Here is a 26,061-nt window from a genome sequence, read left to right on the forward strand (position 1 = left end):
CATAAAATCCTGTAAAGGGTTTATTTCCCCATCATTCTGTTGCATTTTTAAGTTGTTTTCATTATGGTAGATACAAAAGTTAAGAGGTCAAAAACAGAGATCTTAGGAGCTAACCATGCAAAGCAAAAAAGTGCTTATACCCGTTGCATTACTTCTTTTAATACAGTTAATTGTTCCTATGTGCTATACCTTTGCACAGGATAACCTTGTCATAGATCATGAAACGAAAGAGAGAATCAAAGAACAATATGGCTTGGATGAACCAGAATTTCCTTCATCAAAGCAGCAGCAAAACATATTATTGGGAGGTGATTTTGGATTTACTCCCTCTGGTGATGCTGTTGTGGTGGAATTGACCATATTGATTCGTTATCCGCTCATTTTTATCAGTCAACAACTGGTACATTCACTGAAATCATAATTTTTTTCTACAAGTTCCATGATATAGAGCATAAGAATCATTTATTTCGTAGCAAGTTGTCTGCCACTTGGGTTCACTTCATCCTTCTTATTGAAAAGGTTTAATTCAATGGGTCCCCTCCCATGTAGCCACAGCAGTTCATCGAATAAAAATGTCAGTCCATCCTTAGCGCGTAAGCGTTCGATGATCTCCGTGACAACTTGCATAACTTCCCCTTGTACACCCTCAGCCAGTTGCAAGCCTCCGCTCTCTCCATCCAGATAAAGATGCGTATGATATGATTGCTCCACCTTCTTCACATGGCGCAAACACAGTATGCCATTTTCGAGGTAAAAGAAGTATTGATGGTCATACAGAATTCCTTCGCATATTTCATACATATGAGGTAAATCATACGGCCCCTGAACCATGGATACCCGTTCCAATCCCATTACCCATTCTGTCATACATCCTCGCTCCATTCCTTTGTTCAAAATTTCTTATTTACCAATATACTTTCTTCTCCAGGTAGTTTTTCAAACTAGGTGGTTGAACGATAATTAATTGCTAATTGTAAAACGTTTTGGTACGATAAGCATATTACTACGACGTTCACAAATAACATTTCAATAAACCAAATGCACATTACAGTGTTATTTTTGTTGTTTTCAGAATACATCGAACAGTGTTTATTGTCAATACTTTGATGTTGCTTTTTAACACTATAGAATGCATTTAGCTGGAGGAAAATATGATAAAGATTCATCTTTCCCGTATTATGGGCGAAAAACGAATAAATATTGCCGAGCTTTCCCGCATGACTGGATTACATAGAAACGGAATCACCAAACTTTACAACGAAGAAACAGACGGTGTGAAATTTGATACGCTAGATAAAATCTGTAAAGCTCTAGACTGCCATGTTCAAGATGTTATCGAGTATGTAGAGGATGGTGCAGACTAGATCCCTTTCGTTTATTTCCCCCTCCTCACGCATTTATTTGTTTAGGATTATCAAAATAGTGACTGTTGCTAATTATAAAGCATTTTGATACTATGAAGACATCAAATTAGTTTACTTATAATCTTGTTAACTAGATTACTTATTTACAAATATACGCTTCTATTCTATACATGTCAACTAGTTTACTTGATTACTTCTTGGAGGAATTGTTGTGATTAGATTTTCTCTTGATAAAATTATGAAGGATCGTGGACTCGAACAGAAAGATATTGTTTCTATTACGGGAATTAATAGAAATACGGTTAAAGCTTTGGCCTCCAACGCAAACGCCCGAATTGACTTCCCAACCTTGAATACACTTTGTAGAACCCTTGGCGTACTCCCTGGTGAACTGATCGAATACTTGCCAGAAGACGACGAAGAGAGCCGTTAACATGTTAACGGCTCTCTGTTCTTTGTATAATATTTAAAATACTTTTTTACCGATCTTCCCACTCAATTAGATTTCACACCGTAATCCCTTTCTATAAGGCGATTTTAAATATATTTCTCCCACGTATGATAAATGTCCAATAAAGCATTAGGATTACGCTCACCGTCTAAAACTCAATACATTTTATTCGTTAAGATCATGATCACATCCATATCTATTTCCTTAGTCAAACCAGTGATAACAGGACGATTTACGCTAAAATAAGACTTTGGTTCCTGAATGATCCTCTTCTAACTCCAAAGCACTTTTACTTTGAATCTGTACATTCCCTAGATACCATTCCCAAATATCTATGTGCAAAAAGGTGGTTGCATTAATTTATATTCCATTTCAAAATCCCTTCTTGCTTTGCTATCTTAATTCGAAGAAAAATCCACGGTGACACCACCTGATACCAAGATCGTTAAAAGATCCATAAAATATTGCCGTGGTGAAAATCCATAACTTCTCTCATCTTGATCCCATTCTTCCTCGAATCTTTCCAAAAAATAATGTGCGTTTTTCCAATGGATCGTGAACGGTCCTACTGTCCCAAAACCTCCACAGAGACAGTCCGATATACTGTCCAAGCTAAATCCATAGTACCCTCCGGGGCCATTAATCGCTTCACCAAGTGCTATAAAAAATGTTGTAAAATCAGATATGTATTCGCCGTCCAAGGTGTAAACTTCTCCTCGTTTATCCAGTCTGGCAAAATGATTAGATTCAGAATGTATTCTAGTTACGTTTAGCCACCCGGACCGTTCTTCTTTAGAAAAGCCTTGCCATATATTATTTTCAAGCGACTGAGCACCCTTTAAAAACTCCCATAATCTTAATTCCACAGGGGAGGGCTTCGTTTCAAGTATACCTGTTAACTCCAGATTGAAGTTTCCTTTATTATAATTTAGTTTATGGATTATGTAGGATTCAGGTAGATGATAATAATAGCTTCCAATCACTGTTTCTTCATCATTTAAAATAGCAATGTACAAGTTGTGTACAGATTGTTTTGTCTTTGTTATGTTTCCTATGAAATCCTCATTAAAGACAAAGTGCTCAAAAATGACCTTTTCATATGTTTCGACAATGATATCACCCGTTAAACCAACCACATCTCTACAATAACCAACTGTGAGCCCACTTTCATCGTCAATGACAGCAAATCTATATTTCATATCATATCTCCTCACAATAATTTTAAGGAATGTAACATTTTAAGGCATCACTTTTAGCTTCTTGCAAATCTGTTCTTCCTAAGAATACATTAATTCGATACCTATCAAATTGAACAAAGTTTATTTTGCTATTTAACCAGCCCATGCGTGAGTATGAATCATAGGAATCATGTAATTGTTTATTATCCTCACTTATTGTAAAAACATTGTTATAAAAAGTACTTTTAAATTCCTTGGCAGCATTATTTGGAAGTTGGACTCCAGTGTCTCATCGTTCCAAATTCCATCAAAAAATCTGGATGCACTAGTTCCTTTGTACAACTTACCTAGTGAAAATATTTGTACTGTAATATCAAGGCAACTTATCCCTATGAATATCAGCTATTATTATTCCTCTAGGGATGTTGATCGTCAAAGCTGTTCTCTCTCGGCTTCGTATGCGGAGCTCTCTCCGTTTCCATTGTAAGATGATTCCCTCTGGCATCATACGAATAAGCATCCTGATTTGGGTCGTGCTTTTCTATTTCGAGATAAAAAGAAACCACATGCAAGAGTTTTACATGTGGTTAATATAGAAAACCATAATTATTATTATCTTCCTCTAATCCCTTTAAAATCTCTTACTATTTCTTTATATGGATTTAGGCAAAACTTCATTCCTACTAGGCATGACAATCCATTATGGTTCATTCAATTATCTCACTTTTTTCAGCTACTATACCTAATAATTTATTTCCTGATAACAAGTAGCTTATTCCACTTTGCGATACTTCTAGTTCTACGTTACTTTTTCTCGATAACCAGATAATATATCCATCCTCAAGTTGTTCAATGACTACATCACCATCAATTGAAGATATCTCGAAAGAAGGTGTCCCATCAATCCATTCGTCAAGATGAAAATATGTTGAAATTCCATTTTTGAAACTCTTTGGACAAATACATTCAATCTCTCCGAGTTGCCCTTTCTCATTTAGCCAAATGCAACATCCATTGCCAAGCTGGGTAGGTTTACAATCATCCGTCATATTATCTGTGACAATATTGTAGGTTTCAATAGACGGAGTGTATGTGCATGACACCCTAGAGGTACCGTGGTTTGTATCAATCTCTTTTAATAGCACTACTAAAGTTCTCCTTTCGTTCTATTTGAAACTGCCAGGTTGAACTCCAACAATCTCTTTACTTGTTGGATTGACATAGACCTTAGTACCAGTTGATGGATTAGTATATATCACGCTTCCTGGCTCACCCGGAGTTGGCTTTTTACTAAGTGCTGTTGTGATATCATCTGGCATAATATCTTTGCGACCTGACTTAAATAGCCTATTGTAAGCATGTTGATTCATTTTGAATCCTTGACCACCGACTTCGACACCATTCTCCATCCACTTATCAAATACAGGCCGTCTGGTCGCCCTTAACTCAGCATTTCCATCTGCACTGAAAATTTTGGCTTTAGCTTGTCCTGTGTTCCTACTATTACTAGGTCCAAACATGGAACCCACAGTACCAACAAGACCAGAGGACTCATAAACATATCCTGTGATATAAGCACTATAAGCCTCTAGTAGGTAACTCTTAGCCCAATCCGCCTTCTTTTTACTATTTCCATAAGGGCTTGTTTGGGTCGCTAACCCAAATAAAAATTTAAATTCATTGTTATTGTCATTATACACAGGAGCAAAAATACTACCTATTTCTTCTCTCCACAGCCAATAATCGGCCTGCTTTTTAGAATGTACGTCCTTCATAGCTAGTTCTAATTCATATTTAAACTGTTCCAATGGTCCAGTTGAAATATAATGCCCGCTAGGATCAATATAAATCAACGGATTGTTTTGGACATACGTATATAAATTCAAACTCAATGTATCATTAACTTCCCCATCGTACGTATCCTCATTGATAAACCTTCCACTATCAGGATCATACCATCTGGCACGAAGGTATTGTAGTTCCGTTGTATCATCCCATAACTCGCCTGAATACCGGAATGGATTGTGAACTTTTTCTTCCTTGACCTCTTCATTGCCCCAGATATCATATTGATATTGATTCAGCAAAGCTCCGGAGGAATCCCTGATTTCAATAATATCTCCGTGACCATTATAGACAGGATAGGCTTCTGTTTGATCTGCATAGGCTATAGCGTCTAATTTCAGACCTCGAATATAATTAGCTTTTAAAACAGGCTTTCCATTTTCAATCGTAGCTTCTGCTATGATTTGCGCACTGTTTCCATCGTAGTAGTATCGGGTATGAACGCCATCCTGTATACGGTCTGTCAGCAATCCATCCCCGTTGTATCGGTACTCAACAAGTTTTCCGTCAACCTTGACTTGAGTCAATCGGTTCTGATCGTCAAAGCTGTTCTCACGTGGCTTCGTATGAGGAGGTCTCTCCGTTTCCATCGTGAAACGATTCCCTCTGGCATCATACGAATAAGCATCCTGATTTTCGGTGGAGGTAGCAATCCGATTCAGCTTGTCATACGTAAATGAATCCTCTACACCATTTTGAGTACGCTTCGTAATATTTTTACCAGGATCGTAGCTATATTGAAAGCTGTTCGTTTCCGCATCAGATCGTGTGTGCTTTAATTCAACTAACTCAATCCCATTATATTTGTTTTGCTGGCGATAACCATTTGCAGATACGGTTGTGTCCAGCAATCCATTTTTGGTATAAGAATATTCCGAAACAGGCTTATCTTTTGTGTTGCCTACGGTCTTCAATCTGTTCAATTGATCATACGTGTAGTTTACTTGCTCGCCAAATGGTCCTGTCATTTCGGTTCGATTCCCATTAGCATCATACTGATTGGAGAGCTTTAGTCCATCCGGGTAAGACAAGGTATCTAATTGCTCTGTATACGGATCATACGCATAGGAAGTTGTACCCGTCTGATCTGTCATGCTTAGGCGTTTGCCTGCAGCGTCATATACGTAGCTGACTGTCTCATCTTTTCCCACACGCGACTTCAACCGATTACGGCTATCGTATTCAAATGAAGTGACGTTCCCGTTGCGATCTGTTTTCTTGGATAAGTTCCCGTTGGTATCAAAATAACGCTTCTCTACCTGGTTTTTCTCATCCTTGGTTTGAATCACTCTACCCAATTCATCATACGCCTTCACCTTGGCATGACCATCCGGATATGTGATCTGAGTGAGATTGCCCAGCATATCGTAAGTGTACTTCGTCGTTTCGCCGTTTGGCTCCGTCACAGATGTTTGGTCACCCAAAGCATTATATGAAAATAGAGTTTCATTACCATTAGCATCGGTTTGTTTTAAAATCTGGTCGTTTACAGTATCATACTCTACTTTGGAATTTATCTTCTCAATACCGTCCATTGCTGATTTTTCTTTGTTTTGCACCAGACGATTCCATTTATCGTAGATTTGAATTTGTTCATTAAGCTCGCCATCTTGTTGAGTTACTTGACGAAGAGCATCATTATACTCGACTACTGCTTGTGATCCGTCCGCGTAGGCTGTTGACGTTGTACGGCTCCAAGCATCATAGCCATAACGTGTCAGGTGCCCAAGCGCATCTTCACTGGATACTAGTCTGCCGTTAGCGTCATAAGCTGATTTGGACTTAATCACGTAATCGTTACCTTCATACAGACCTGACTCGATATTCCAACCCAAAGCATTGTAACGTGTTTTTGTTCTTATCCCCAGCTCATTCGTAACCGTTACGGTGTTCTCAAGATCATCGTAGGCTACATGGATGCTTTTACCGTCCGGATAGGTTACTGCCTTTACGCGGTCAAGAGCATCATATTGATACCCGGTTTTCTGACCTTTCCCATCCAGCGAGGAAGTGATTAAACCAGTTGGCTTATCATACTCTGACTGAATGGTTACCGTAGATTTTTCTCCATCAATATTTGTAACCTCTACACTTTGTTTCGTAGGAAAAGCATGGTCGTAGCCACTGCTGTATTCCGTGGTTGTAGTCACGGACTTGTTACCGTTCGTAATCGTCTGAACCGTTGTATTTCCGTAAGCATCAATACCTGAATAATTTACTTTTTGTAGTAGTTCTCCCCCAGAATGATCCTTGGAGACGATGGCCTGTGTTACTTTCCCCTGCGGGTTTCGAGTGTACTCTGTAACTCCAGTGCTGTTAGAATCAATCGGTTCCGTAATGGTTTTAATCCTATGCTTGTCGTCATACGTATACGCAGTTTGTGAACCTTTTTCATCCACTGAGCTTGTCATATTACCGTAATCATCATATTCAGCAGCAGTTGTCAAAACGTCTCCATTTTGATTATTGCTGGACGAGGTACGCGTTGGAACAGGTACAGTATAGGCTTTGCCTGTCACCTGCTTACCGTATTGATAAGCTGTGCTTTTTTCAGAATCTCCTGCTTTAAACACAGATTGATCCAGGTAATACTGTGGTGGCGTGTCTGCACTAATAAACTTTTTAGTATAATTGAAGGTCGAACGAACTAATCCATTGTCTGTTACAGTAGAGAACGAAGTATCTTTCACATAGCTCTCACCCATATCAGAATTATAATGAATCGTTTCCTGATTATAGTTTTCCGTTTGATTATTTTGATAAATGATTTGATCTACACGTGAGTCCGCTCGATATGCCTCGTTTACCGAATTGGAGCCAATATAGCGTTTTACTGGTTGGTCTTCGTAAGTATACAAAGTAGAGGCTCCAGTAGGATGAAATACTTTGGTTAACAAAGCGTACGGATTAGAGATTTGTCTTTCTGGGTGTGACGCACTCAAATTAAACTTGGCAGGTGCCAATGTATAGGAATATGTCGTTTTTCTGCCTTCAGCATCTGTAACTGAATCCAGTAATTCAACACCTTGTTCTGTATGTTTATGATAGACAACTGTGCGGTTTCCTTTAGACAAAGTAACGTCTGTAGCCGTATATTGAATATCAATCGAGTTACCGATCGCATCTTCTACCTTACTAAGCAATTTGCGTTTATAAGTAGCATTGAGTTCATAATTGAACTTTATCGTGTTATGATATGCATCTTCAATTTGCAGCAACTGACCGTCTTTGGAGAAATATTGTTTTTTCGTTCCATCCACAGAAGTTAATACATATGATGAATTTTCTCCATTAACTGTTACTGAAGTATCAGGAGTGAAGGTGAGTCCTTTCCAGTCGTAACCTTTGAGCTGGTCACCCTCAATTTCATAGCTTCCACCATCCCCCAAGTGTATGTACTGCTTGCCCTCTTTGGTTTCTACATAAGGTAAATTCCAGGACCACCCCTTGCCAAGAGGGCTCAATTGATCTTCCAGGGCAGGATAGGTACGGTTTTGAAAAATAAATGAAGGTTGATAGGCTACAATCTCAGCAAAGACGGTAGCATCCGCATCTGCTGCAATATAATATTTATTCCCATCGTCACCCGGAATTTCAGTCTGAGGATTGCTGTTAATTAAATCCCTATAGTACTCAGCCTCAGCAATGGTTGTGAACAGCGCTGTCTGTCGGCGAACAGCCGTTTCAAGCCCCTCAGAAACAATCGTTTCAATTTGCGGTGAGCCCTCCATGGTAAAGGCCGTTCTTGTCCTTCCGCCTTTTCCGTTGCTAGTCCACTCGCTATAACCAATATCGCTGGTATAACCAGGCTTAGTAACGGTTCCGCTATAATCTTGCCTCCATTCTCGGGTATCAGCAGTTCCCTTATTGAACACTGTTCCTGAATAATACGCTGTTCCGTACTCGCTACACATGATTCTACCAGGAGAAAAGCTAGGGCATCTTTGAGGAACAATCATACCTGTTAAGGACAAATCCCCTTCATATGAGTCCCTGTCGTAATGTAATTTAGAGTCTCCACATGACGAACCACTTGGATAATTCCGTGTTATATTTCCAGCACTATCATAAAAGAACGTATTCATAACACTACACTGTTCCCCGAATACATTTTTAAAACTTGGAGCTGTATATGATCCCTTGATGACTCTGGCTTGTCCATCTTTGTTTAAGGTTCCTGTAAATCCATCTTTGCTGTACTTTATTGAATCAGGAAAAGCCTTCTCCCATTTTCCCGTTTGAGAGTCCTTTTCTACTCTGGACTCCGGAGCTGTAGTATAGGTTATTTTTTGTCCCACTGCTTGACTAGCAGCTTCATAGGTTGTGTATGTGCCTATAACTTTGGTTTCCGGCTGAAGATTATAGGTATTCACATCAACATTCCCATCACCGTCTGTGTCCTCTTGCACCCATCTTTTTTGCTGATAGGCTACCTTGTACGACTTGGTAACAGGTTTCATCATCGCCTTAAAGTAGACATAATAATTTTGCACAGCAGCACTGTTGTCAACAATTTCAGCGCCTTTGTCAAAAAATTGAGCACGATTTGTATCATATTGACGCGTCAAAGAAAAGCCCAGTCCATTTCGTCCAGGCAGAGTTAAATCTGTGTTTTGCAGCGATAAGCTACCTGATAAAGTGGATATTGATTCTTTATCGTCGCCAACAGAATAAGGTGCTTCATTAAAGGAAGATTTATTGTAAACGGGCGCTTCCTCTCTAATAGGTGGAAGCTGTGGCACATTCGCCATGAGATTTAGTTTCAGGAAATCCGCCTTATATACATCTTCAGTGACTTTGTTCGTAGGAACAGGATCATCAGTTGGATAAACATCATCTGTAACACTATGAGAAATCAGGTTATCTAGTGGAGCATCCGATAGCTTATTATATACGTCACTTGTTACAGTCTGTGATTGGTTTTCCTCTGAAGGAAATAACGAAGCTACTGCCTGATCGTAGCTTATATGATCCTGTTCAGCCATATATAACGCTGTATAAATTTGATTTAATGAATAACCTTTCTTTAATTGTTCCGAAAGAAAAGATGATGTGACTCCAAATCGGGCAGCCATTTGATCCGCCGAATATTGCGAATTGTCCTTCCCTGCACCGAATACATTTGGAGGAACAAGGCCGCTAATTGTGCCAAAAATAAATGTAATAATCATGATTAGCGCTATATGACGTCTTACTGTTCTAAATCGCAAGTTCTTCTCTCCATTCCCGACTTTAAATTGTATTACATATCATTTATTGGGAACTGCTCACTTTATGATCTGTATAAGGTTACCATTAGAGTCATAATGATATTGGAAAACAACCTGACCATCCTGTTCAATATGCTCAAGCCTTCCATTAGCATCATAAATATATTTATATTTTCTGGATAAGCCGCTTTTGACACTATTGCTAAACTCCGAATAGTTTCCAGCCGCATCTCTGGCTTTCACTGCAAACCTGTAAATTTTCTGAGGCTCTAACTGGTTCACTTGAAAGGTTAATTCTCCGGTATTACCTATCATTTGACTATCCCGATACACATCATAGCTAACGACTCCAACATCATCGGTAGATGCTTCCCATGTTAAAACGATGCTGTTCGGTGCAGGCCTGGAGCCGGTTAACTTTTTAGGTTTGGAAGGACTTGTTATATCCTTGGGCAAATCATCAATAGCCGGTATACGATCTAATCGGTCGTTAAGCTGTTGTTTGTCTGCATCATTGAGATGCACTAGTAAAGTGCGAGCCATATTAATCTCAGTTTGTAATTTTGAAGCCTCCGCTTTTTCAACTGCGTGCGTAGCTATCGCCAATTGCTCAGTATAGGCAGCTTTTGCATCAATGATTTTTTGTATTGCTACTACTCTTTCAACAAGCTTGCCCTTGTCCTGATCACGAAGTTTGTTTATTAACTCTATAGCTGCATTTACATCCGTCTGTAATTGGGTTGTCTCTGCTTGTGCCACCGCTGCTTCAGCTTTGGCCAATTGTTCTATATATTTGGTATCCAAAACTTTTACAACAAAATTCTGCGATACAGACTTACCTAACGGGTCTGTAGCTGTTATGGTTATCGTCGATTCTCCCGAACTTTGGGGCTGCAAATTCAGTAGTGAGGTATTCCCCCTTGAGTCCTTGACCAATTGGTGGATGACTACGACTGAGTTGGAATTTGTACCCGAATATTGAAGCTGCTGCTGGTCAGGGTCTGTAAAATATTCGGATAGATCTTTATTTGAGGCTCCCTCATCCATTTCAATCGTGGTAGCTGGAATGCCCTTAATCGTTACTGGCGTTCTATTAATCAAATTTATTACCGATTCCGTAACTTGCGACACATTTCCGGCACTATCTGTTGCGCGTGCCTGTATGCGCGTTCCATACTCATTGACATCAATGGGAGAGTTATACACCTTCCATTCGCTTTGATTAACACGGTATTCCCTTGTCGCTGCATCAGTAGGATAGTTGATTGTCACTCTGATATTATTTGCTACTTCATTCGGAGGGCTATTACTAAATGACGGTGGGGCAGGTGGTGTTTTATCAATGTTGCTAATCACCAATGAATTCTCAGTGCTGAGGTTTCCGTATTTATCTGTATAACAAGCAAAAATAGTAGTGTTTTCAGACACCTGAAATGGATTACTGTATGGAGTCCACGTACCGTTCACACCGATTTTGTACTCGCTTTTAGAATTAGCAGGTACACTATCCAATTGGATAAGAACATTTTGATTCGTCATCCCTGTAATATTGGAACTTATGTGTGGACTGGCTGGAGTGGTTAAGACAATTCCTGAGTATGTAAAAGTTCCTGAGGATTTGGATCCATTCCACTCATTTATATAAAAGTAATTTACCGTTATAGCATTGGAAGATACCGAGACATTGTAAAATTTAACCGATAATGCAGCCCCAAGATTTTTGGAATAAACGACTACATTGTTTCGAATGAAATTGATATAAGGGGAACTTGCCTGCACATGTACAATCGAACCATCCGACAACGTTACAGTTTCATGTGTAGACGATGGTTCTGAAGGCGTTGGCTTTTCTTCAGGAGGCCCAATTGATCCGCCCCTGTTTGGTGGTGGATAAAGATTTGGTATCCCACCTGTAAAAGCTGCTGACACTACTGCCTGAGAAAGCACAGCTATGCTCCACGGAGATAAAAAAACAAATAGGCCAAGCATTGTTAAAACGAATGTCTTAGCATTCTTTCCTTTCCCTCGCTGCCTCACTTCGTTTAAAAAAAATTTCATTTTCAAAATCATCCCCCTGCATATAGTGGTAATGCCTAGTTAGAAGAATACTAAAATTAAAAATAATTTATAATTCAATCATATTTCGCCCTCTTTCAGAAAAATGTATTTTGATTTACATATGATAACAATGTCGTATTAAATTTGTATATAGCGAAGATTGTCGAAATAAAGAAAAATATATAAATATTTTTAAATTGCCATAAATTATGTTTAAAACAATAACATCCTTTTTTAAACATTATATGAATTTGAATATCCAGTATACTTTTAGAATCCTCCCACTCATTGATTTAAAATAAACAAAATGTTATATTGTCTATAATATAATCATCATTCAATCGAGGTGTTTGCTAAAATGGATTATTCCGAACTATTCTGGAATGCTGGTATCGAAGAACTGAAGCGTGGATATATTCGCCAAGGAGAGCAGGTAATTTGCCTGTTGGACGGACAACGATATGAGCAAGGCATCATATATCAGGATCAAGGGGTATTGTATGACGCGGAGAGGTACATGCGGCTTCATATTGAGCGGACGTATGGTTCAGTCTTTGACTATTTGATTGGTCTGGACAAAAAGCTGACCGGGCTGACGGATCATCAGAATCGGTTGCTTCAGTTATTTTATCAAGGCATGGGCGATGCAGATATTCAAAAGGAAACCGGAATCGGCAGCGCATCCACCATACGCAACCATCGCTTTGGTCTCAAAGAAAAAGAACGGCAGGCCAAAGTATTTCTCACATTAATGGAGCTGCTAAAGGAGAAAGACCGTCACGCTCCCGCCATTGTAGAAGTACCCATAGGAGCACGGATGGTGGACGAACGTTACAACATTACGGAAGACGAAAGGCAAAAGGTGCTCACGAAGTATTTTCCGAATGGTACAGACGGGCGCCTTAAGACCTTTAAAATGCAAGAAAAGCACAAGCTGATTGTGCTGCGTGAAATTGCGGACCGTTTTGTAAAGGGACAAATATATCATGAGAAAGATATCAATGCGATTTTACAGGAAGTGTATGACGATTATGTCACGGTGCGAAGATATATGATTGAATACAATCTATTGGATCGTAAGCCGGATGGCAGTGAATATTGGTTGAAGGAATCTTGAAGCTAGGCGCTTATGAAATCAGCATTTTGCATAATTCGATTCCCAACGCTCGTAGGTACAATATATAGACGAACTAAAGCGTTTCGATCTATACATTGCTGATTTGAAAATGCTCTTGGGATTTATGCAAAATGCTCAAATAGGAGGATTCGACAATGAATCGAAGAAAAGAACTGGTGCAGCAATACATGGAGATTAAGACAGAGGCAGGAATCTATTGCATTCGCAATACACGTAATGGGAAAATTTTCGTCTCTTCCACGCCGAATTTAAAGTCGCTGAATGGACGGCGTTTTGAGCTAAATATGGGCGGATTTAAGAATAAACAACTACAACAGGAATGGAATGAGTACGGAGAAGATTCATTTGAATTTGAAGTGCTGGACGTTTTGAAGAAAAAGGACTCAGCGTTCTTTGATGTCAAAGATGCACTAGCAAAGCTGGAGCAGACCTGGCTTGATCGACTCCAGCCATACGGAGACAAGGGATATTTGTAAACTTACCGATTCACGGGATGCTCTTCCTGAAGGTATCCAAAAATAACAGCGTCGACAAACTGGCCTTTTTCATAAAAATAGTCTCTCAGGTGACCTTCTTTAGTAAAGCCACTTTTGAGCAGCAGCCGTCTGGAGCCTTCGTTATCTGGATCAATGAAGGCTTCTATACGGTGAACCTGCGGCAATTGAAAGCCATAATCCACTACCACCTTCATCGCTTCTGTCATCAGACCTTGCCGCCAATATTCCGGTGCCAGCTCATACCCAATTTCAATACGGGAGTGCTCCTTGTGCCAGTTATGGAATCCAATTGTACCCACGATCCGCTCAGGAGCTTCTTTTAACGTAATCCCCCAACGAAAGCCCTCTTGCTTCTCATATCTGGTTAGCATCGAACGAATAAATTTTTCGGCTTGCTCTACCTCAGTAAAGCTTTCCAAGTCATAATATTGTGTGACCTCATCCTTGGAGAAATAGCCGAACACATCCTCCGCATCCCCTACTGTAAGCTGTCTTAAACGAAGCCTATTGGTTTCTAAAATCGGAAACGTTTCCATTGACATTATCCATCTCCTCCTTCACATCGAAGAGCCTATCTTATCAGCCACCAGCCAATCCCAACCATCACTCCATTGATGAAGAATAATACAATACATACTCTCCACTTGTTGATTCCACTTGTTTGAAAAAAACCTGTCACTTTACTACGACACATGAACAACGTAAACAACAAATTCCAAATAATACGCATACCATATTTTACGTAGTATAAAGCAGGGTTTAACTGTACACCGCCCAACGTTGGAGGGACATCCGGAATAAACAGAATTGCACACGTATAACGCATGGTCTCATATGTAAAGTAAAATACTGCCAGCCACCAAGCCCACTTCTTACCAAATAACATGCCGACACCGGCAGTCGTCCCTGCCAAACCGAGTAACGCGATAAATCCTTGAAACATGCCTCTGCAAATGCCTACAAACGTAGAAGCCTCATTTAATGCATTAAGCGTCAATAGCTGGGTCACCAACAGAAGTGCTCCATTAAAGATCAATAAAATGGCTGAAATACTTACACCTAAAGGTCGTTCGAAAACCACGTTGGTTACATAATCTTCTACTTCTTTTTTCGTATACAGATCTGACACTTCTTCTACTCTCCTAACCCAAATTATATACATCCATTTTCGGGCGGGTATAATAACAGTATGTTCTCGCCTCATTCCCATATATCGGCTTTTAGGAAAATATGATTTAATCTTTCCTGAAAATTCCGTTATCCGTAGGCTAATCATTATTATTCAGTGCAGCCATACTGCTAATGATCATCCTCTAATGGTGTCAAATCAGCGTTGTGAGAATCTCTATCATTAACAGAATCCCAAATAGAGTAATATCTATCCTTATACTACCATTCCAAGAACGGATCTGACAAATGAATGGACTACTACTTACGCTTATGAATGTATACGCGTTATTTTCGTGGCTCTGTAACCTTCAGAAGACTGGATATACTCTACTTGATAACCCATTCGGGCATTCAAAAGCTCTTCCATAAATGGAAGGCATGGACTGTAAATAAAACTCCCTCCTGGCCGAATGGCTCTAAGCAATTCCATATATTTGCGAGCGTACTCATGAATATTACCATCTGCCTTCAGATGATGATGTATAAAATGATTGGAGAATGCCATATGTGAAACGATCGTCCCCCATGTACGTTCCCCAAAGGTGGTCTCTAACCAATCTCCTTGAGTGACCCAACCTTCTGTTTCAGCCAACCGATCTGTTCCGTAAGCCTCAATTCCACAGGCACGTAAATAAGTAACCAACCGTGCCTCAGATCCGCAACCAACATCTAGAACAGGCTCTTGCAAACGAGCAATGTCCAATCCTAGCAGATTGGCTTGCAACTCCGGCGTATATTCCTCACAAGGTATCCAAAAGGTATACTCACACTCTGCATACTTAGCAAACATTTCACGTCCGTTGGTACGAGTTAAAAAATCTCTCAAATGCCCGTAATGCTGCTGGAGCAGCAAGTCCAAGGTTGCTCTATCTATAGATTTCTTCTGGAACAGTTTTTCAATCCGGGTGAAGAGTCGATCATACAGCTTCGTGAGCTCCCTCGCATGGTCTGTGTGAAAATGTAGATACTGATTGGTATTTACAAACTGGGACAGTATTTTAGCCGCTACATCCGTCACAAAAGCGTTATACGTATGCTGGCGCTTCAAGCTTTGAAGCATGAGGATCAGTTCCGAGCTTCTCTGCGTTAGCCAGAACGTCATTTCTGTTGAAGGTCCTAACAGAACAGAACCCTCGCGCATATAAAATAAACTCCGATGCTGATTGTACAGGAGTTGATCGTTAATAAGATTATGAAGTTGAGCGACTGTCATTCTCGCTTCCTCCTTAAGATCCAGAACATTAAAGCCCTACCCAAGCTTAAACAATGCTATCTTTGGGTAGGGCCAGCTTATTTTCTAAGTATACCATGACTATGGAAATAATGTTTTATTGCGAATCTTCCACCTGTACATAAGAGGATAAAGGAATATTCAGCTCACGGATCCCTTGAGCTACCAGGCGAGCTATTTGCTCCGCACCGTTTTCCTGAAAATGTGTATCATCCTTCACTCCATCAGGAAATGCAGGATACACCCCTGGCTCCACATGTAAAAATAACGGGAGTGTTCCTTCCAGGCCAAGTGTATCATAGTACGCTACACTCAAGCGGCTAAGATCGACCAGTGCAACATTTGTCTCCGATGCTGTTTCCTTCATGGCCTGCACATATTCCGGGAAACTAATCCGAAACGAGGCACTTGCCGCATCATAATCCCGGCGGCCAACAGGAGTGATTAGCACAGGTGTTGCACCGCGTTGGATGGCTCCTTGGATGTAGGTTTTTAAGTAAACTTTGTAATCCGCGGGTGAAACATAACGCTCTTGGTTGTTGATCGCGGCATCATTATGCCCAAACTGTATGAGCAGATAATCTCCTGGACGGATATTGCGTAAAATATCATCTAACCGCCCTTGTACCAGAAAGGTTTTCGTGCTTCGTCCACCAATAGAACGGTTCACAAAAATAGGCTCATCTGTGAAGAACGGAGCAATCATTTGCCCCCAGCCCGCCTGAGGCTTCATCGCGGATTTATAGGTTTGAACCGTAGAATCTCCCGCAAGGTATACCGAAGGATGTTCTCCAGCCGTTCGAGCATCCTTTGGAGTAATAACCAAAGCGTTAATCTTCGCTTCATTACCTGAGAAATACAATTCGAGCTGACCGTCGATAAGTGCAAGTTCAAATCCAGCCTCGACAAATTGTCCTGCTGTTTTGGCGGTAGGTTCTACCTTGACGATAGACTCGGCTTTAACCGTAATGTCTGTGTTTCCGGCAGTATCTCCGGCAATCAGGGAAAGCGTGTAATCTGCAGGTGGTAAATTGACGACAAATGATGATCCTTGAACACGAACAAAATCTGAGCGTATAGCATCACTTCCACCACGATCCTCTTCATTCACTTTGGAAAGATCGGTAAATCCATAGCCTCGCTCAGGCGTGTAAGCATCCTTGGCAGTGACTTGGGTGTAGCCTTCAGCTACGTTGCCGGGGCCAAAGTCAAATCGAAGAGGCGCCGCAAGCTGTTTTTCGGCTAATGCCTGCCCTGGGATAAGTATGGTTGCAAACAATAAGCTGAACCCTGCGCATAATCCAATCATCTTACCGAACAACCTGTGACGCTTTCCCTTTTGTTTCAAGCGCAACCCTCGCTTTTCAGGTTATTTGAGTGGTTTGTCATTGTCTATACGTGTATTGATCCCCGCCAGCTTTTGACAGCCTTGGTCCAGTGCCCAGGATACCACAATGCCAACTGTGTACCTGATCAGATCCGCGGTCAGGAACCCTTTCCCAAGCACCAGGCCGCCCAGCGTCGTTGCCCGAATGTGGTTAATCCAGGGAGCCTGGTACATCTGGCTGAACTCAATGGCGAAGCAAAACAGCAAGCTGCCCCACAGGGCTACAGACAATTGACGATTCACCCACAACATTCTCAGCCCAAAATAAATCATGCACGCCCACAAGGCATCCCCAAAGTGATTAGCAACGAATTCAGGCAACTGGGAGGAGAAAACCCGGCTTCCCAAACCCAACAAAATCGTGACCAGCACAGCAATTAGGTACGCAGCGCGGGCCTTCCAGCGGAATTTCTCCTTTATTTCGCGATTGGCCTTCCTGCTGACGCTCTTACGATCGCTCCTCATGCTACATCACCTGTCCTAATGCTGGGACATCTGCGCCAAGCTGCTGGAAATTCGTAAAGCATCCTCTCTTGGATAGCGCTTGCAAGATTGCTGAACCTTTTGCTGATGTCATATTGTATGCACACCAACTTGTCTGTATTTTTCATAATATAATTAATCATAATAAGCCTCCGTAATATCGTACAAACATATCAGCAACTTCCAACCTGTTCATGTGAGGATACTAAAATTCAATACCACGCACCTTGGCAAAAACCATTTGGTGTGCCATGCTTCCCTTTTCATCATACTCGACGTTTCTTAAAATCCCCTCCAGTGTAAAACCTGCACGTTCCGCTACCTTGGCGCTACGCGTATTTCTGGAATCACAACGAATCTCCAACCGATTGGCATGCAAATGCTGTATGGCAAAATCCGTAATACCGTGCACGGCCTCTGTTATAATGCCTTTTCCAGTCCATGATGTTCTGAGCCAATACCCAATTTCAAATCTTCGTGCTTCCCAATCAATACGATGCAGACCGCTGCTGGCTACAAATTCTCCCGAAGCCGTATCAAATATATACAACATCATGTCAGACCGATCCAGAAATTTAAGTCTGGCTTGGCGCGAACGGATTTCAGATTCCTCTGCCGTCGGAAGATTTCTTGCAAACGGAAGCCAAGGCCGCAGTTCATTCGCACTTTCTCGCATCGCCTCATTGACTGCCGCTCCATCCCCCCACTGCGGAGCGCGTATAGTCAATCGCTCCGTCTGGAATTGGTCAGGGAACGATAAGAGAATGGGATTCGGTTGCTGCTCCATACTCATGATGCACCCTCCTCCTTATTCGTTGAATAACTGCGGCGATCCAGCCAACCTGTGATTTCACGCAAACTCCCAATCTGATAGTCCGGTACAATGCCCGTTTCCTGCCACGTCATAAAGCCTTCCAGCCAGATGGTATGCAATCCTGCACTTTGTGCACCACGAATATCATTTGTCGGATGATCGCCTACATAACAGGCATGGCCGGGATCGACAATGTCCAGCTCATTTAGAGCCAACTCGAAAATTCGAGGACTAGGCTTCTGGATGTTGACGCCACCCGATACGATAATAGAATCCACATAATCCCTCAGCATAACTCGGTCGATTTTCGCTTGCTGCGTGCGGAGTGAGCCGTTAGTAATAATACCAAGCTTCAAGCCACGCGACCGCAGTTCGGACAATACTTCCTTGGCCCCGTCCATCAACACCGTAAACTTATGAAATTCACTATACCAAAAGCCCAACATCTCTTGTACTGACGTATTGGGATTTTTCAGTTCCAAGTCTGCATGCAGCTCGGTATACAGTTCCCTCTTATCCCGATATCCGTCCTGATCCGCCAAACGCATCTGTTCAACGACAGCCGCGCGGATCGCAGGTTCTTCTACCACAATAAATCGTTCTATAAAGCGCTCTGTATATGCCGCAAACGCCTGTTTACGATGAATAAGAGTATTATCCAGATCAAAAATAATCGCTTCTATGGACATAAAAAGCTCCCTTCCTTCGTTTCGACTTATTCATCTTCCGGACACCCACTCACACAATTCGCTCCAAAAACGCACTTTTTTTACAGCATTAAAATCAATTTGTTCATAAGACTTCTCCCCAAATTCCAGCTTGAAATACTCCTGCAAAGATTCCCCATACACGATAATATCCGTTTGATACACTGAAAATACCGGATTTCCTTCTTCAGATGGCTGCTCTGGGATATATCGATGTCCGTTGATCGGGATTAGCTTGGGCACACGTAAAAACTCACGTTTACATATATCAACAGCTTCCGCCGAATCTGTCGGTTTTTCGCCCCATTCGGGAGGCCAGAATACATGCTGCTCTACATCAAAAATCATACCTTCCAGCGGCCAATTCAACCTTTGCCGGATTACACCCATCCGCTGTGGTGACGTATCTCTCCAAGGGATAAATCCTTTACCGATGGGAAGAACACTCAGCAGAAGCTCCCTCAAATCGGGCGGGAAGTAAATATCATACCTGCCTTCGACGTCGGTAATCTCCTGCATGGATAAGCCTGGAGCTAGGGTCACATCGTGTTTACGTAATAAATCTATGATATAAGCGATATCCATCTCTTATCGACTCCTCAGCAGCTAGCGTGCTCGGTATCCATGATCAATTGACCATCTTTATCTTCAAACTAGAATGTATGGCATAAATTCTCGTCGTCGTGATTTCATCGCTCCCATAGGCAAAATCGCAGCGGTACCCCTGAATAGGCAGTTGTTTCCTGTCTCCTTCTTCCAGCGTGTAGAATCGATATTTTATTGTAAAATCGTGCGTATGCTGCCTGCTGTTTTCATAGGGGAGTCCACATTTCATATCATCCCCTTAGGTCTTTTCCAAAAATATGTACTTCTTTCTAGTGTAGTTCAATAGGAAAAGAAATCCAAGACCTATCCGCAATACATTGCTGAATAAGCTTGGATTATATGAGAGTCCTTCATTAGAATGTATGACTTCTATGCTTGCTGTCCGTTCACCTGAATATCTACGGATACTTGCTGTCCCAACCAAACCCGCATGCGATTCCACGAAAAAACCTGCTCCATGTGAAATACACCATATGGAAGTTCTGAACGGTACAGGGCGAGCACTGCAAAGACGGCTGCCTTAGCGGTTAATTCAGACTGATGGTGCCCCCTTAGCCGGCATTCAACCTTCGTTTCCTTGCCATTGAGAGTTCCTCGAGCATCTACCTTGACCGCTACAGCATTCCCTCCTATATGTACCTTGCCAAAGCTGCGAACCACCGCATCACGCACGGTTTGCTGTCGGAGTAGACCTGATACTCCTATCGTTCGAAGTCCTGCCAGTAGCCGGGTGGTCAGGCGTGAGTCGAAGCAAAGGCGTGTGCTAACCGTAGGAACTTTGAGCGTACGAGGAAGTGTCTGCTGATCCGAAAAAGGGAATCGATACGCCCGATGACGACCCACTCCTGCACCAAAGTCTGCCACTATGCCATCGGTAAAGCTTTTTCGAGTCACAGGACGTCCCTGTTCTATAACCTCCAAATCGGCATGAATCTGATCTACTGTCCACTCAATAGCAGCCTGACCATGTCGATCCCCCAAGCCCAACATCAAAGATATATTCAACTCATCCGTCTGATCCATGAGCTGTGTCGCTTGCAGTGCCAACAGATTGGTCAGTCCCGGAGCTAATCCTACACTTAACAGGGCTGTGGCCTCATAATCTCGGGCCTCCTGATGACACTGCTCCACCTGACTCAAAAAGTCCGCATTCGCGGTAATATCTATGTAATGTACCCCATGTTGAAGACAGGCACGTACCAAGGCCGTATTGTCCTGATCCAGACACATGATCACCAATTTGGCTTGCTCTAATATCGACGGGTCCATCGGCTCATGAATATTAAGCTGCAAGGGCCTTATCTTACCATTCGATTGTTGGCTAAATTCAGTGGCCCGTTCCAGGCTACGACCTGCGGCAAATACCTTGCCGGGAAACATTTCACTTAATTCCGTGCATATAATTTTTCCAACATGGCCATACCCGCCAATGATGATGATGTTATCCTTTGTCATAAGCTGTCTCTCCCTCTTTAACTGCAAACCATGCATTTACTAAAAAAGCGCCATAATACCGGGTGATATGGGTAAAGCCTGCATTTATCAACAGTTCCTGTATTACCGCGTTGGATACCGGGTTTGACTCACGACCGATGGAAGCAGAGAATCGTTCCCAATCCTCCAGCGAAATGCCTTGACTTAGCATATGACCTTTCCACGCCTGCATTTGGATGGAAAAAGAAGGCCCCTGCGGATTCCCATTAATAGAAGCTAGACAAAAAGGCGCACCCGGCTTGAGTTGAGCCGATATCTGGCGTAGCAATGCTTGTTTACTTTCCAAGCTCTGAAGAAAATGAAGCACCAGCAGGCAGGTTGCAGCGTCATAGACCGCTTCTCTGCATAACTGTTCGCCTTGCTTTTCGAGCTGTTCTTCAGACTGTTCTCCAGACAAATCTTCCAACGTACCTGCAACAAACGATATTTTTGAACTGATGCCCGCATGTGTTACACGCTTACGAGCCAAATCCAGCATGTGCTCAGAGGGATCTACTGCCGTAAAGGACCATGCTTCATGGCGCTCTCCGAGCGTAATCAATTCCTGACCGCCTCCAGCACCGACAATTAACACATTTGGATCTATATTTCGAATATGAGCTTGTGCCTCAAGCTGTGCGGTTATCAAACCGTCTGTCATCTCGTACAAATGAGCATATCCAGGTATTTTTAAAGCAATCGTATCCGCGTACTTGTGCACATTCGGATGATTCCAGCTCATAGGTTGATTTGAGTCCGTATTTCCAATAGGGGTATGTTTCATATGTGCTTTCCTCCAATCATTTAGCCTTGATCTTCCCGGGCCATTCGTTTATTGTAGATTTAATTAATAATCATTCTCAATTATAAAGACAATACGAATATCCACCATCCCATAAATGTGGGATTTAATAATCGCGCTTGAGAATCTCCAGCTTTCACGATAGGAGTAAATGATGAACGCACACTACAAGCACACCCTAATCGACCGCTTGCGTACTCAAGTTACTTTTGATGCGGCGTGCTGTACCTCGGTAGATCCGCGTACGCTGCTTTCCACAGGGGCATTTACAGAGTCGGGTGTGGAGAACATTCATAACAAACTGCTAGAATACGAATACCTGCACGACGATATGATGAAATACGATCAGTTGGTGCGAGAAGGACAGTCTGTAGCGACGCTACATGGGTCTACACAAGGCCAACCGGATCGGAGCACACGATATAGAGATGTTTTGCAACCCGCCGGATTCGGGGACGAGCTACGTGTTCCGTTTATGTACAAAGGGAGCTGTTGGGGATTTCTTACGTTGTTCCGTCATCACGGAAAGCCTGTATTCAGCGTGGAAGAGCAACAACTGCTTGAGGCGTTAGCGCCGTCCATAGCCTACCATCTGCGTCAAGCCAGTGTCGGTTTATCTCCAGCCCCTGCCATGATCACGGAAAATGAACTTGAGCCAGGAGTTCTAATGCTTTCCGATAAGCTAGAACCGATCTCATCCAATACAGTAGCAGAACAATGGCTACAGCTGCTTCGGCAGCAGGAGGGAATCCATGAAGACAGCCTTCCGGCTCCTGTCCGGGCGGTATGCTTGCGAGCGCTATCCACTGCCACTGCACCAGCCCGACTATGTATCCCCTCCGCAGACGCAGGAACCCCATGGGTAACCATCAGGGCCACCCTTCTGCAAGGAGGAAAGGAGCATACGGGCCAGAAGCAGCTAGCCGTATGGTTCGAGGCTGCTAAAGCAACTGACATGCTGCCGCTTATGGACGAGGTGTACTCATGGTCCGAACGAGAGAGACAGATTGTCCAGCTCATTGTTCAAGGCTTTTCGACCAAGGAGCTGGCGAGCGCACTCCATATTACTGCCTACACGGTGCAGGATCATCTGAAAGCGATTTTCTTAAAAACAGATGTAAGCAGCCGTCGTGAGCTCGTATGGAAGGTATATTCCAGATTTAACTAACCTATGTAAAAAAGACAGATGACCCGATTAGCGGTCATCTGTCTTTGCTTCACTGCTCTATTTGGACGCAAGAGCCTTATTTCTTCGAAGAGGAGTTCGTATCATCGTATGACACTGGTGAGGGCTTCGCAATCCATTCATCAGCCTCAGGCTCGATATCCACGCCATTTTCCAGCTTCGTTTTCTCCATCAAGGAATCTCCGTCCTCGTCCTTCTTGTTGCGGATTTTCGCTTCGTCTTGAGTGTGGTCGCTCATGTTGATTCCTCCTTTTTTAATTTCATCTGATGGTTGTACCTTACTCATAATTACCCATTGCCGTCCTGTACAAACCTCTACACGACCAGATGCCCTTTTTTCTCCGCCGGTCCAATGACCGCCTCAATGCCAGCATTAAACTCCAGAAAGTCGCTCTCCAATCCATCGCTGAAAATAACTCCATTTTCCGGCATCTGCGATGCAATCCGTAACGGTTTTTCGGCTGCTACCTGACCAAACACGAGATCCGCAGCAGTCGTTCGACTGGGGAATGGTTCTCTCACCGTAAAATAAAGCGATGGTGAACTCCAGGTTGCACGATGATCCTGACTCATTCCGTCTGCTGCCCCTTCCTGACAGAAGGCTCCATCTGACATCAGGTGGTCTGGAGTCAGCGAAATCGAATGCCGCGTAGCGCTGCCGACAATTCCGGCCGCTCCAGCCAGCACGCTGGTCAGCCAGCCTGTCGCTCCCAATCCGGTTGAAACGATAATGCCGCTGGAGGATTGCTGCTCTACCTGATCCTCCAGCCTTAGCTCATATCTCGCGGAGACATGAGTTTTGCGCCCAATGAACAAATCATTTACAGCATACAAGGATTGGCCATCATTCAGTTGGGCCTTAGCCAGCGTAACTTCCTTAACTGGCCGTCTGTGCACGAATACATCCGGCACTACCCAGCGCAGGTCGGATACGGTAAACGGCAGCAATACCCCGTCCCAGCGCAATGGATCTGGATTCACACCGATAAGCGGCTGCTCGGTCAAATATTTTAATGTGTTGGCTACCAGCCCATCCTGACCCAGCACCACCACTGTATCCTGCTCACCAAAAATAAAGTTCGGCACATGCTCCCGCTCCACAATCTGAACACGCCCCAAGGCCGTTAACTCCGACGTTGCCGTTGCTACCGCCCTACGGTAATTTTCGTCCTCCAGCACATAATCACTGAAATCCGCACCCAACCGTTCCATAAAGAAGCGCGCCTGCTGCACCGTATTGTATCGGACAATCAGTTCCTCCAGTCGCGTTTTACGCTTCACCAAAATAATCTTCTGTTCTGTCATTCGGCTACTCATCGTGTTCTTCCTCCAGACCCTCTCGATCCTGCTGATCCGCTAGCTCCCGTATCTGACATGAGACCTTGCAGCAGATCCGGCGTAATATTCAGCTGACCGATTTTCCCTGCATTTTCTGCAAGCTCCTGGAACGCAATCGCAATTAGTTTATCCGGGCTCATATCCATGTTAGCCATAGCTTGAAGTACGTTCGGCTCAACATCCTGCAACGATTTCATGACTGCTGTCAGCTCATAGGCCTTGGCATCGGCTTCTGCCTTTCTATTCGTTACGGTCAGCTCAATCAGCTCGCGCTTTTTCTCCTCCAAGGCCGTGTCAAATCGTAGCTGTTCCTCTTTCATCTCGCTTTGCTTTTGCTTTACAGAACGCTCGGCATCGAGTTGAGTTTCGCGGATTTGTTTCTTTTTCGTCTCCACTGCAATCTCCGTATTCAGCTCGTTTTCCTTCACACGCCGCTCTTGCTCAATAGATGCATTACGACGCTCATACAAAGCATGATCCGCGTTGCGAAGAATCTCTTCCCTCGCTTGAGCCTCCAGCGCTCTCATCGTCTCCTTATTAGGTAGAATCGCCAAAATCGACAGCCCCATAACCTCAATGCCGAGCTTTTCCATTTCCGTATGCTGAGCAATATCCTTTGTCATGTTTTGGGCCAGACGTTCACTGGACTGAACAGCTTCTTTGAGCGGGACACGCTCCAAATACTTTTTGGTAAGCACCTTAGCGATGTTAATCACCCGTTGGGCCAGCTTGCTTGGATCATCCGAAATGTAGCGTCGTTCCTTCAAGTCATACGTATAGTTTAAAATCTGCGTCGTTCTCCGATAATCTACAATTCGATAAGTCAGTTGCCCCTGCACCGTCACCGCCTGAAAATCATTCGTCATGTCCTCAAACATGAACGGCGCATCAATGGAAGAGACGGGCACGACAACAACCGAGGTGGTCGGGGCGTAGTAATAAAAAGATAATCCAACACCCTCCCGAACCACCTTCCCGTTTTTCACCTTCATCACATATTCACTGGGCTGAAATTTAACAAAGTTAAATCCAAACATAGCCGCTTCCCCGCTTTCATTATAGTTTATAATATTTTGTTATTATCACTTTGTTATTAACAATAAAATAACACATGTTTCCGATA

The 26,061-nt window shown here is 42.8% G+C and carries 24 protein-coding genes; 6 read left to right on the forward strand and 18 right to left on the reverse strand.

Annotated features, from left to right (window positions below):
- Nucleotides 1–115: 115 nt before the first annotated feature.
- The gene (locus tag AC5ELV_RS04030; protein ID WP_493429198.1) at nt 116–421 is read left to right on the forward strand and encodes a hypothetical protein; all 306 of its coding nucleotides are present in this window, start codon (nt 116–118) and stop codon (nt 419–421) included.
- 41 nt (nt 422–462) lie between these two features.
- On the opposite strand, the gene AC5ELV_RS04035 is transcribed toward AC5ELV_RS04030, so the two are convergent.
- Entirely contained in the window at nt 463–867 is a 405-nt protein-coding gene (locus AC5ELV_RS04035; RefSeq protein WP_493429199.1) for a hypothetical protein, read from the reverse strand.
- Between the two features lie 284 nt (nt 868–1,151).
- Between AC5ELV_RS04035 and AC5ELV_RS04040 the strand changes: the two genes are divergently transcribed.
- Together AC5ELV_RS04040 and AC5ELV_RS04045 are read left to right on the forward strand one after the other, a co-directional pair.
- On the forward strand, nt 1,152–1,364 hold the full coding sequence (locus AC5ELV_RS04040; protein ID WP_493429200.1) for a helix-turn-helix domain-containing protein: 213 nt from the start codon (nt 1,152–1,154) through the stop codon (nt 1,362–1,364).
- A 211-nt stretch (nt 1,365–1,575) separates the two neighbouring features.
- Nucleotides 1,576–1,797 carry a helix-turn-helix domain-containing protein gene (locus tag AC5ELV_RS04045; protein WP_010349271.1) on the forward strand — a complete coding sequence of 74 codons (222 nt, stop codon included), beginning with the start codon at nt 1,576–1,578 and terminating at the stop codon, nt 1,795–1,797.
- A gap of 416 nt (nt 1,798–2,213) precedes the next feature.
- Here AC5ELV_RS04045 and AC5ELV_RS04050 read toward each other — a convergent pair whose 3' ends face one another.
- The 4 genes from AC5ELV_RS04050 to AC5ELV_RS04065 form a co-directional block, all read right to left on the reverse strand.
- Nucleotides 2,214–3,014 carry a barstar family protein gene (locus AC5ELV_RS04050; RefSeq protein WP_493429201.1) on the reverse strand — a complete coding sequence of 267 codons (801 nt, stop codon included), beginning with the start codon at nt 3,012–3,014 and terminating at the stop codon, nt 2,214–2,216.
- A 686-nt stretch (nt 3,015–3,700) separates the two neighbouring features.
- Nucleotides 3,701–4,138, reverse strand: coding sequence for a hypothetical protein (locus AC5ELV_RS04055; protein WP_493429202.1), 438 nt, complete (start codon nt 4,136–4,138; stop codon nt 3,701–3,703).
- Between the two features lie 21 nt (nt 4,139–4,159).
- The gene (locus AC5ELV_RS04060) at nt 4,160–10,009 is read right to left on the reverse strand and encodes an RHS repeat-associated core domain-containing protein (protein ID WP_493429344.1); all 5,850 of its coding nucleotides are present in this window, start codon (nt 10,007–10,009) and stop codon (nt 4,160–4,162) included.
- 96 nt (nt 10,010–10,105) lie between these two features.
- Nucleotides 10,106–12,106: a fibronectin type III domain-containing protein gene (locus AC5ELV_RS04065; protein ID WP_493429345.1), complete on the reverse strand. Its 2,001-nt coding sequence runs from the start codon at nt 12,104–12,106 to the stop codon at nt 10,106–10,108.
- Nucleotides 12,107–12,464: 358 nt separating this feature from the next.
- On the opposite strand from AC5ELV_RS04065, the gene AC5ELV_RS04070 reads away from it, so the two are divergent.
- Nucleotides 12,465–13,223, forward strand: a complete 759-nt coding sequence (locus AC5ELV_RS04070; protein WP_493429203.1) for a DUF2087 domain-containing protein — start codon at nt 12,465–12,467, stop codon at nt 13,221–13,223.
- Nucleotides 13,224–13,378: 155 nt separating this feature from the next.
- A complete protein-coding gene (locus tag AC5ELV_RS04075) occupies nt 13,379–13,720 on the forward strand; it encodes a GIY-YIG nuclease family protein (RefSeq protein WP_444954001.1) in 342 nt (113 codons plus the stop codon).
- Nucleotides 13,721–13,722: 2 nt separating this feature from the next.
- Here the strand turns inward: AC5ELV_RS04075 and AC5ELV_RS04080 are convergent, their stop codons facing one another.
- From AC5ELV_RS04080 to AC5ELV_RS04125, 10 genes are all read right to left on the reverse strand, one after another.
- Nucleotides 13,723–14,283, reverse strand: a complete 561-nt coding sequence (locus AC5ELV_RS04080) for a GNAT family N-acetyltransferase (protein ID WP_493429204.1) — start codon at nt 14,281–14,283, stop codon at nt 13,723–13,725.
- Between the two features lie 29 nt (nt 14,284–14,312).
- The gene (locus AC5ELV_RS04085) at nt 14,313–14,870 is read right to left on the reverse strand and encodes a hypothetical protein (RefSeq protein WP_493429205.1); all 558 of its coding nucleotides are present in this window, start codon (nt 14,868–14,870) and stop codon (nt 14,313–14,315) included.
- 309 nt (nt 14,871–15,179) lie between these two features.
- The gene (locus tag AC5ELV_RS04090; RefSeq protein WP_493429206.1) at nt 15,180–16,124 is read right to left on the reverse strand and encodes a class I SAM-dependent methyltransferase; all 945 of its coding nucleotides are present in this window, start codon (nt 16,122–16,124) and stop codon (nt 15,180–15,182) included.
- A gap of 115 nt (nt 16,125–16,239) precedes the next feature.
- Nucleotides 16,240–17,451 carry a rhamnogalacturonan acetylesterase gene (locus AC5ELV_RS04095; RefSeq protein WP_493429346.1) on the reverse strand — a complete coding sequence of 404 codons (1,212 nt, stop codon included), beginning with the start codon at nt 17,449–17,451 and terminating at the stop codon, nt 16,240–16,242.
- Nucleotides 17,452–17,511: 60 nt separating this feature from the next.
- The gene (locus AC5ELV_RS04100) at nt 17,512–17,994 is read right to left on the reverse strand and encodes a ribosomal maturation YjgA family protein (protein WP_493429207.1); all 483 of its coding nucleotides are present in this window, start codon (nt 17,992–17,994) and stop codon (nt 17,512–17,514) included.
- Nucleotides 17,995–18,217: 223 nt separating this feature from the next.
- On the reverse strand, nt 18,218–18,805 hold the full coding sequence (locus AC5ELV_RS04105; RefSeq protein ID WP_307348838.1) for a GNAT family N-acetyltransferase: 588 nt from the start codon (nt 18,803–18,805) through the stop codon (nt 18,218–18,220).
- The gene (locus AC5ELV_RS04110; RefSeq protein WP_493429208.1) at nt 18,802–19,515 is read right to left on the reverse strand and encodes an HAD family hydrolase; all 714 of its coding nucleotides are present in this window, start codon (nt 19,513–19,515) and stop codon (nt 18,802–18,804) included. Before AC5ELV_RS04110 ends, AC5ELV_RS04105 begins: the two co-directional genes overlap by 4 nt.
- Nucleotides 19,516–19,545: 30 nt before the next feature.
- Nucleotides 19,546–20,118 (reverse strand): SMI1/KNR4 family protein, encoded by a 573-nt coding sequence (locus AC5ELV_RS04115; RefSeq protein WP_493429209.1) that lies wholly within the window; start codon nt 20,116–20,118, stop codon nt 19,546–19,548.
- A gap of 390 nt (nt 20,119–20,508) precedes the next feature.
- Nucleotides 20,509–21,594: a saccharopine dehydrogenase family protein gene (locus AC5ELV_RS04120; protein WP_493429210.1), complete on the reverse strand. Its 1,086-nt coding sequence runs from the start codon at nt 21,592–21,594 to the stop codon at nt 20,509–20,511.
- Entirely contained in the window at nt 21,581–22,396 is an 816-nt protein-coding gene (locus AC5ELV_RS04125) for a class I SAM-dependent methyltransferase (protein WP_493429211.1), read from the reverse strand. Before AC5ELV_RS04125 ends, AC5ELV_RS04120 begins: the two co-directional genes overlap by 14 nt.
- A gap of 172 nt (nt 22,397–22,568) precedes the next feature.
- Between AC5ELV_RS04125 and AC5ELV_RS04130 the strand changes: the two genes are divergently transcribed.
- Entirely contained in the window at nt 22,569–23,582 is a 1,014-nt protein-coding gene (locus AC5ELV_RS04130) for a helix-turn-helix transcriptional regulator (protein WP_493429212.1), read from the forward strand.
- Between the two features lie 76 nt (nt 23,583–23,658).
- On the opposite strand, the gene AC5ELV_RS04135 is transcribed toward AC5ELV_RS04130, so the two are convergent.
- From AC5ELV_RS04135 to AC5ELV_RS04145, 3 genes are all read right to left on the reverse strand, one after another.
- Entirely contained in the window at nt 23,659–23,838 is a 180-nt protein-coding gene (locus tag AC5ELV_RS04135) for a hypothetical protein (RefSeq protein WP_013309345.1), read from the reverse strand.
- 77 nt (nt 23,839–23,915) lie between these two features.
- Entirely contained in the window at nt 23,916–24,917 is a 1,002-nt protein-coding gene (locus tag AC5ELV_RS04140) for an NAD(+)/NADH kinase (protein ID WP_493429213.1), read from the reverse strand.
- Complete coding sequence (locus AC5ELV_RS04145; RefSeq protein ID WP_493429214.1) at nt 24,914–25,975, reverse strand: SPFH domain-containing protein; 1,062 nt, start codon at nt 25,973–25,975, stop codon at nt 24,914–24,916. The genes AC5ELV_RS04140 and AC5ELV_RS04145 overlap by 4 nt, the downstream gene beginning before the upstream one ends.
- Nucleotides 25,976–26,061 lie beyond the last annotated feature (86 nt).

It is taken from the genome of Paenibacillus sp. NMA1017, from assembly GCF_058895805.1.

What these genes read in the sequence shown, in the direction of transcription:
- AC5ELV_RS04090 (WP_493429206.1), bottom strand. Translation starts at nt 16,124, where the DNA reads ATGACAGTCGCTCAACTTCATAATCTTATTAACGATCAACTCCTGTAC.
- AC5ELV_RS04065 (WP_493429345.1), bottom strand. Translation starts at nt 12,106, where the DNA reads ATGAAATTTTTTTTAAACGAAGTGAGGCAGCGAGGGAAAGGAAAGAAT.
- AC5ELV_RS04095 (WP_493429346.1), bottom strand. Translation starts at nt 17,451, where the DNA reads ATGATTGGATTATGCGCAGGGTTCAGCTTATTGTTTGCAACCATACTT.
- AC5ELV_RS04125 (WP_493429211.1), bottom strand. Translation starts at nt 22,396, where the DNA reads ATGAAACATACCCCTATTGGAAATACGGACTCAAATCAACCTATGAGC.
- AC5ELV_RS04145 (WP_493429214.1), bottom strand. Translation starts at nt 25,975, where the DNA reads ATGTTTGGATTTAACTTTGTTAAATTTCAGCCCAGTGAATATGTGATG.
- AC5ELV_RS04075 (WP_444954001.1), top strand. Translation starts at nt 13,379, where the DNA reads ATGAATCGAAGAAAAGAACTGGTGCAGCAATACATGGAGATTAAGACA.
- AC5ELV_RS04080 (WP_493429204.1), bottom strand. Translation starts at nt 14,283, where the DNA reads ATGTCAATGGAAACGTTTCCGATTTTAGAAACCAATAGGCTTCGTTTA.
- AC5ELV_RS04035 (WP_493429199.1), bottom strand. Translation starts at nt 867, where the DNA reads ATGACAGAATGGGTAATGGGATTGGAACGGGTATCCATGGTTCAGGGG.
- AC5ELV_RS04105 (WP_307348838.1), bottom strand. Translation starts at nt 18,805, where the DNA reads ATGAGTATGGAGCAGCAACCGAATCCCATTCTCTTATCGTTCCCTGAC.
- AC5ELV_RS04120 (WP_493429210.1), bottom strand. Translation starts at nt 21,594, where the DNA reads ATGACAAAGGATAACATCATCATCATTGGCGGGTATGGCCATGTTGGA.
- AC5ELV_RS04130 (WP_493429212.1), top strand. Translation starts at nt 22,569, where the DNA reads ATGAACGCACACTACAAGCACACCCTAATCGACCGCTTGCGTACTCAA.
- AC5ELV_RS04050 (WP_493429201.1), bottom strand. Translation starts at nt 3,014, where the DNA reads ATGAAATATAGATTTGCTGTCATTGACGATGAAAGTGGGCTCACAGTT.
- AC5ELV_RS04030 (WP_493429198.1), top strand. Translation starts at nt 116, where the DNA reads ATGCAAAGCAAAAAAGTGCTTATACCCGTTGCATTACTTCTTTTAATA.
- AC5ELV_RS04115 (WP_493429209.1), bottom strand. Translation starts at nt 20,118, where the DNA reads ATGGATATCGCTTATATCATAGATTTATTACGTAAACACGATGTGACC.
- AC5ELV_RS04140 (WP_493429213.1), bottom strand. Translation starts at nt 24,917, where the DNA reads ATGAGTAGCCGAATGACAGAACAGAAGATTATTTTGGTGAAGCGTAAA.
- AC5ELV_RS04060 (WP_493429344.1), bottom strand. Translation starts at nt 10,009, where the DNA reads ATGATTATTACATTTATTTTTGGCACAATTAGCGGCCTTGTTCCTCCA.
- AC5ELV_RS04110 (WP_493429208.1), bottom strand. Translation starts at nt 19,515, where the DNA reads ATGTCCATAGAAGCGATTATTTTTGATCTGGATAATACTCTTATTCAT.
- AC5ELV_RS04135 (WP_013309345.1), bottom strand. Translation starts at nt 23,838, where the DNA reads ATGAGCGACCACACTCAAGACGAAGCGAAAATCCGCAACAAGAAGGAC.
- AC5ELV_RS04100 (WP_493429207.1), bottom strand. Translation starts at nt 17,994, where the DNA reads ATGAGGAGCGATCGTAAGAGCGTCAGCAGGAAGGCCAATCGCGAAATA.
- AC5ELV_RS04070 (WP_493429203.1), top strand. Translation starts at nt 12,465, where the DNA reads ATGGATTATTCCGAACTATTCTGGAATGCTGGTATCGAAGAACTGAAG.
- AC5ELV_RS04040 (WP_493429200.1), top strand. Translation starts at nt 1,152, where the DNA reads ATGATAAAGATTCATCTTTCCCGTATTATGGGCGAAAAACGAATAAAT.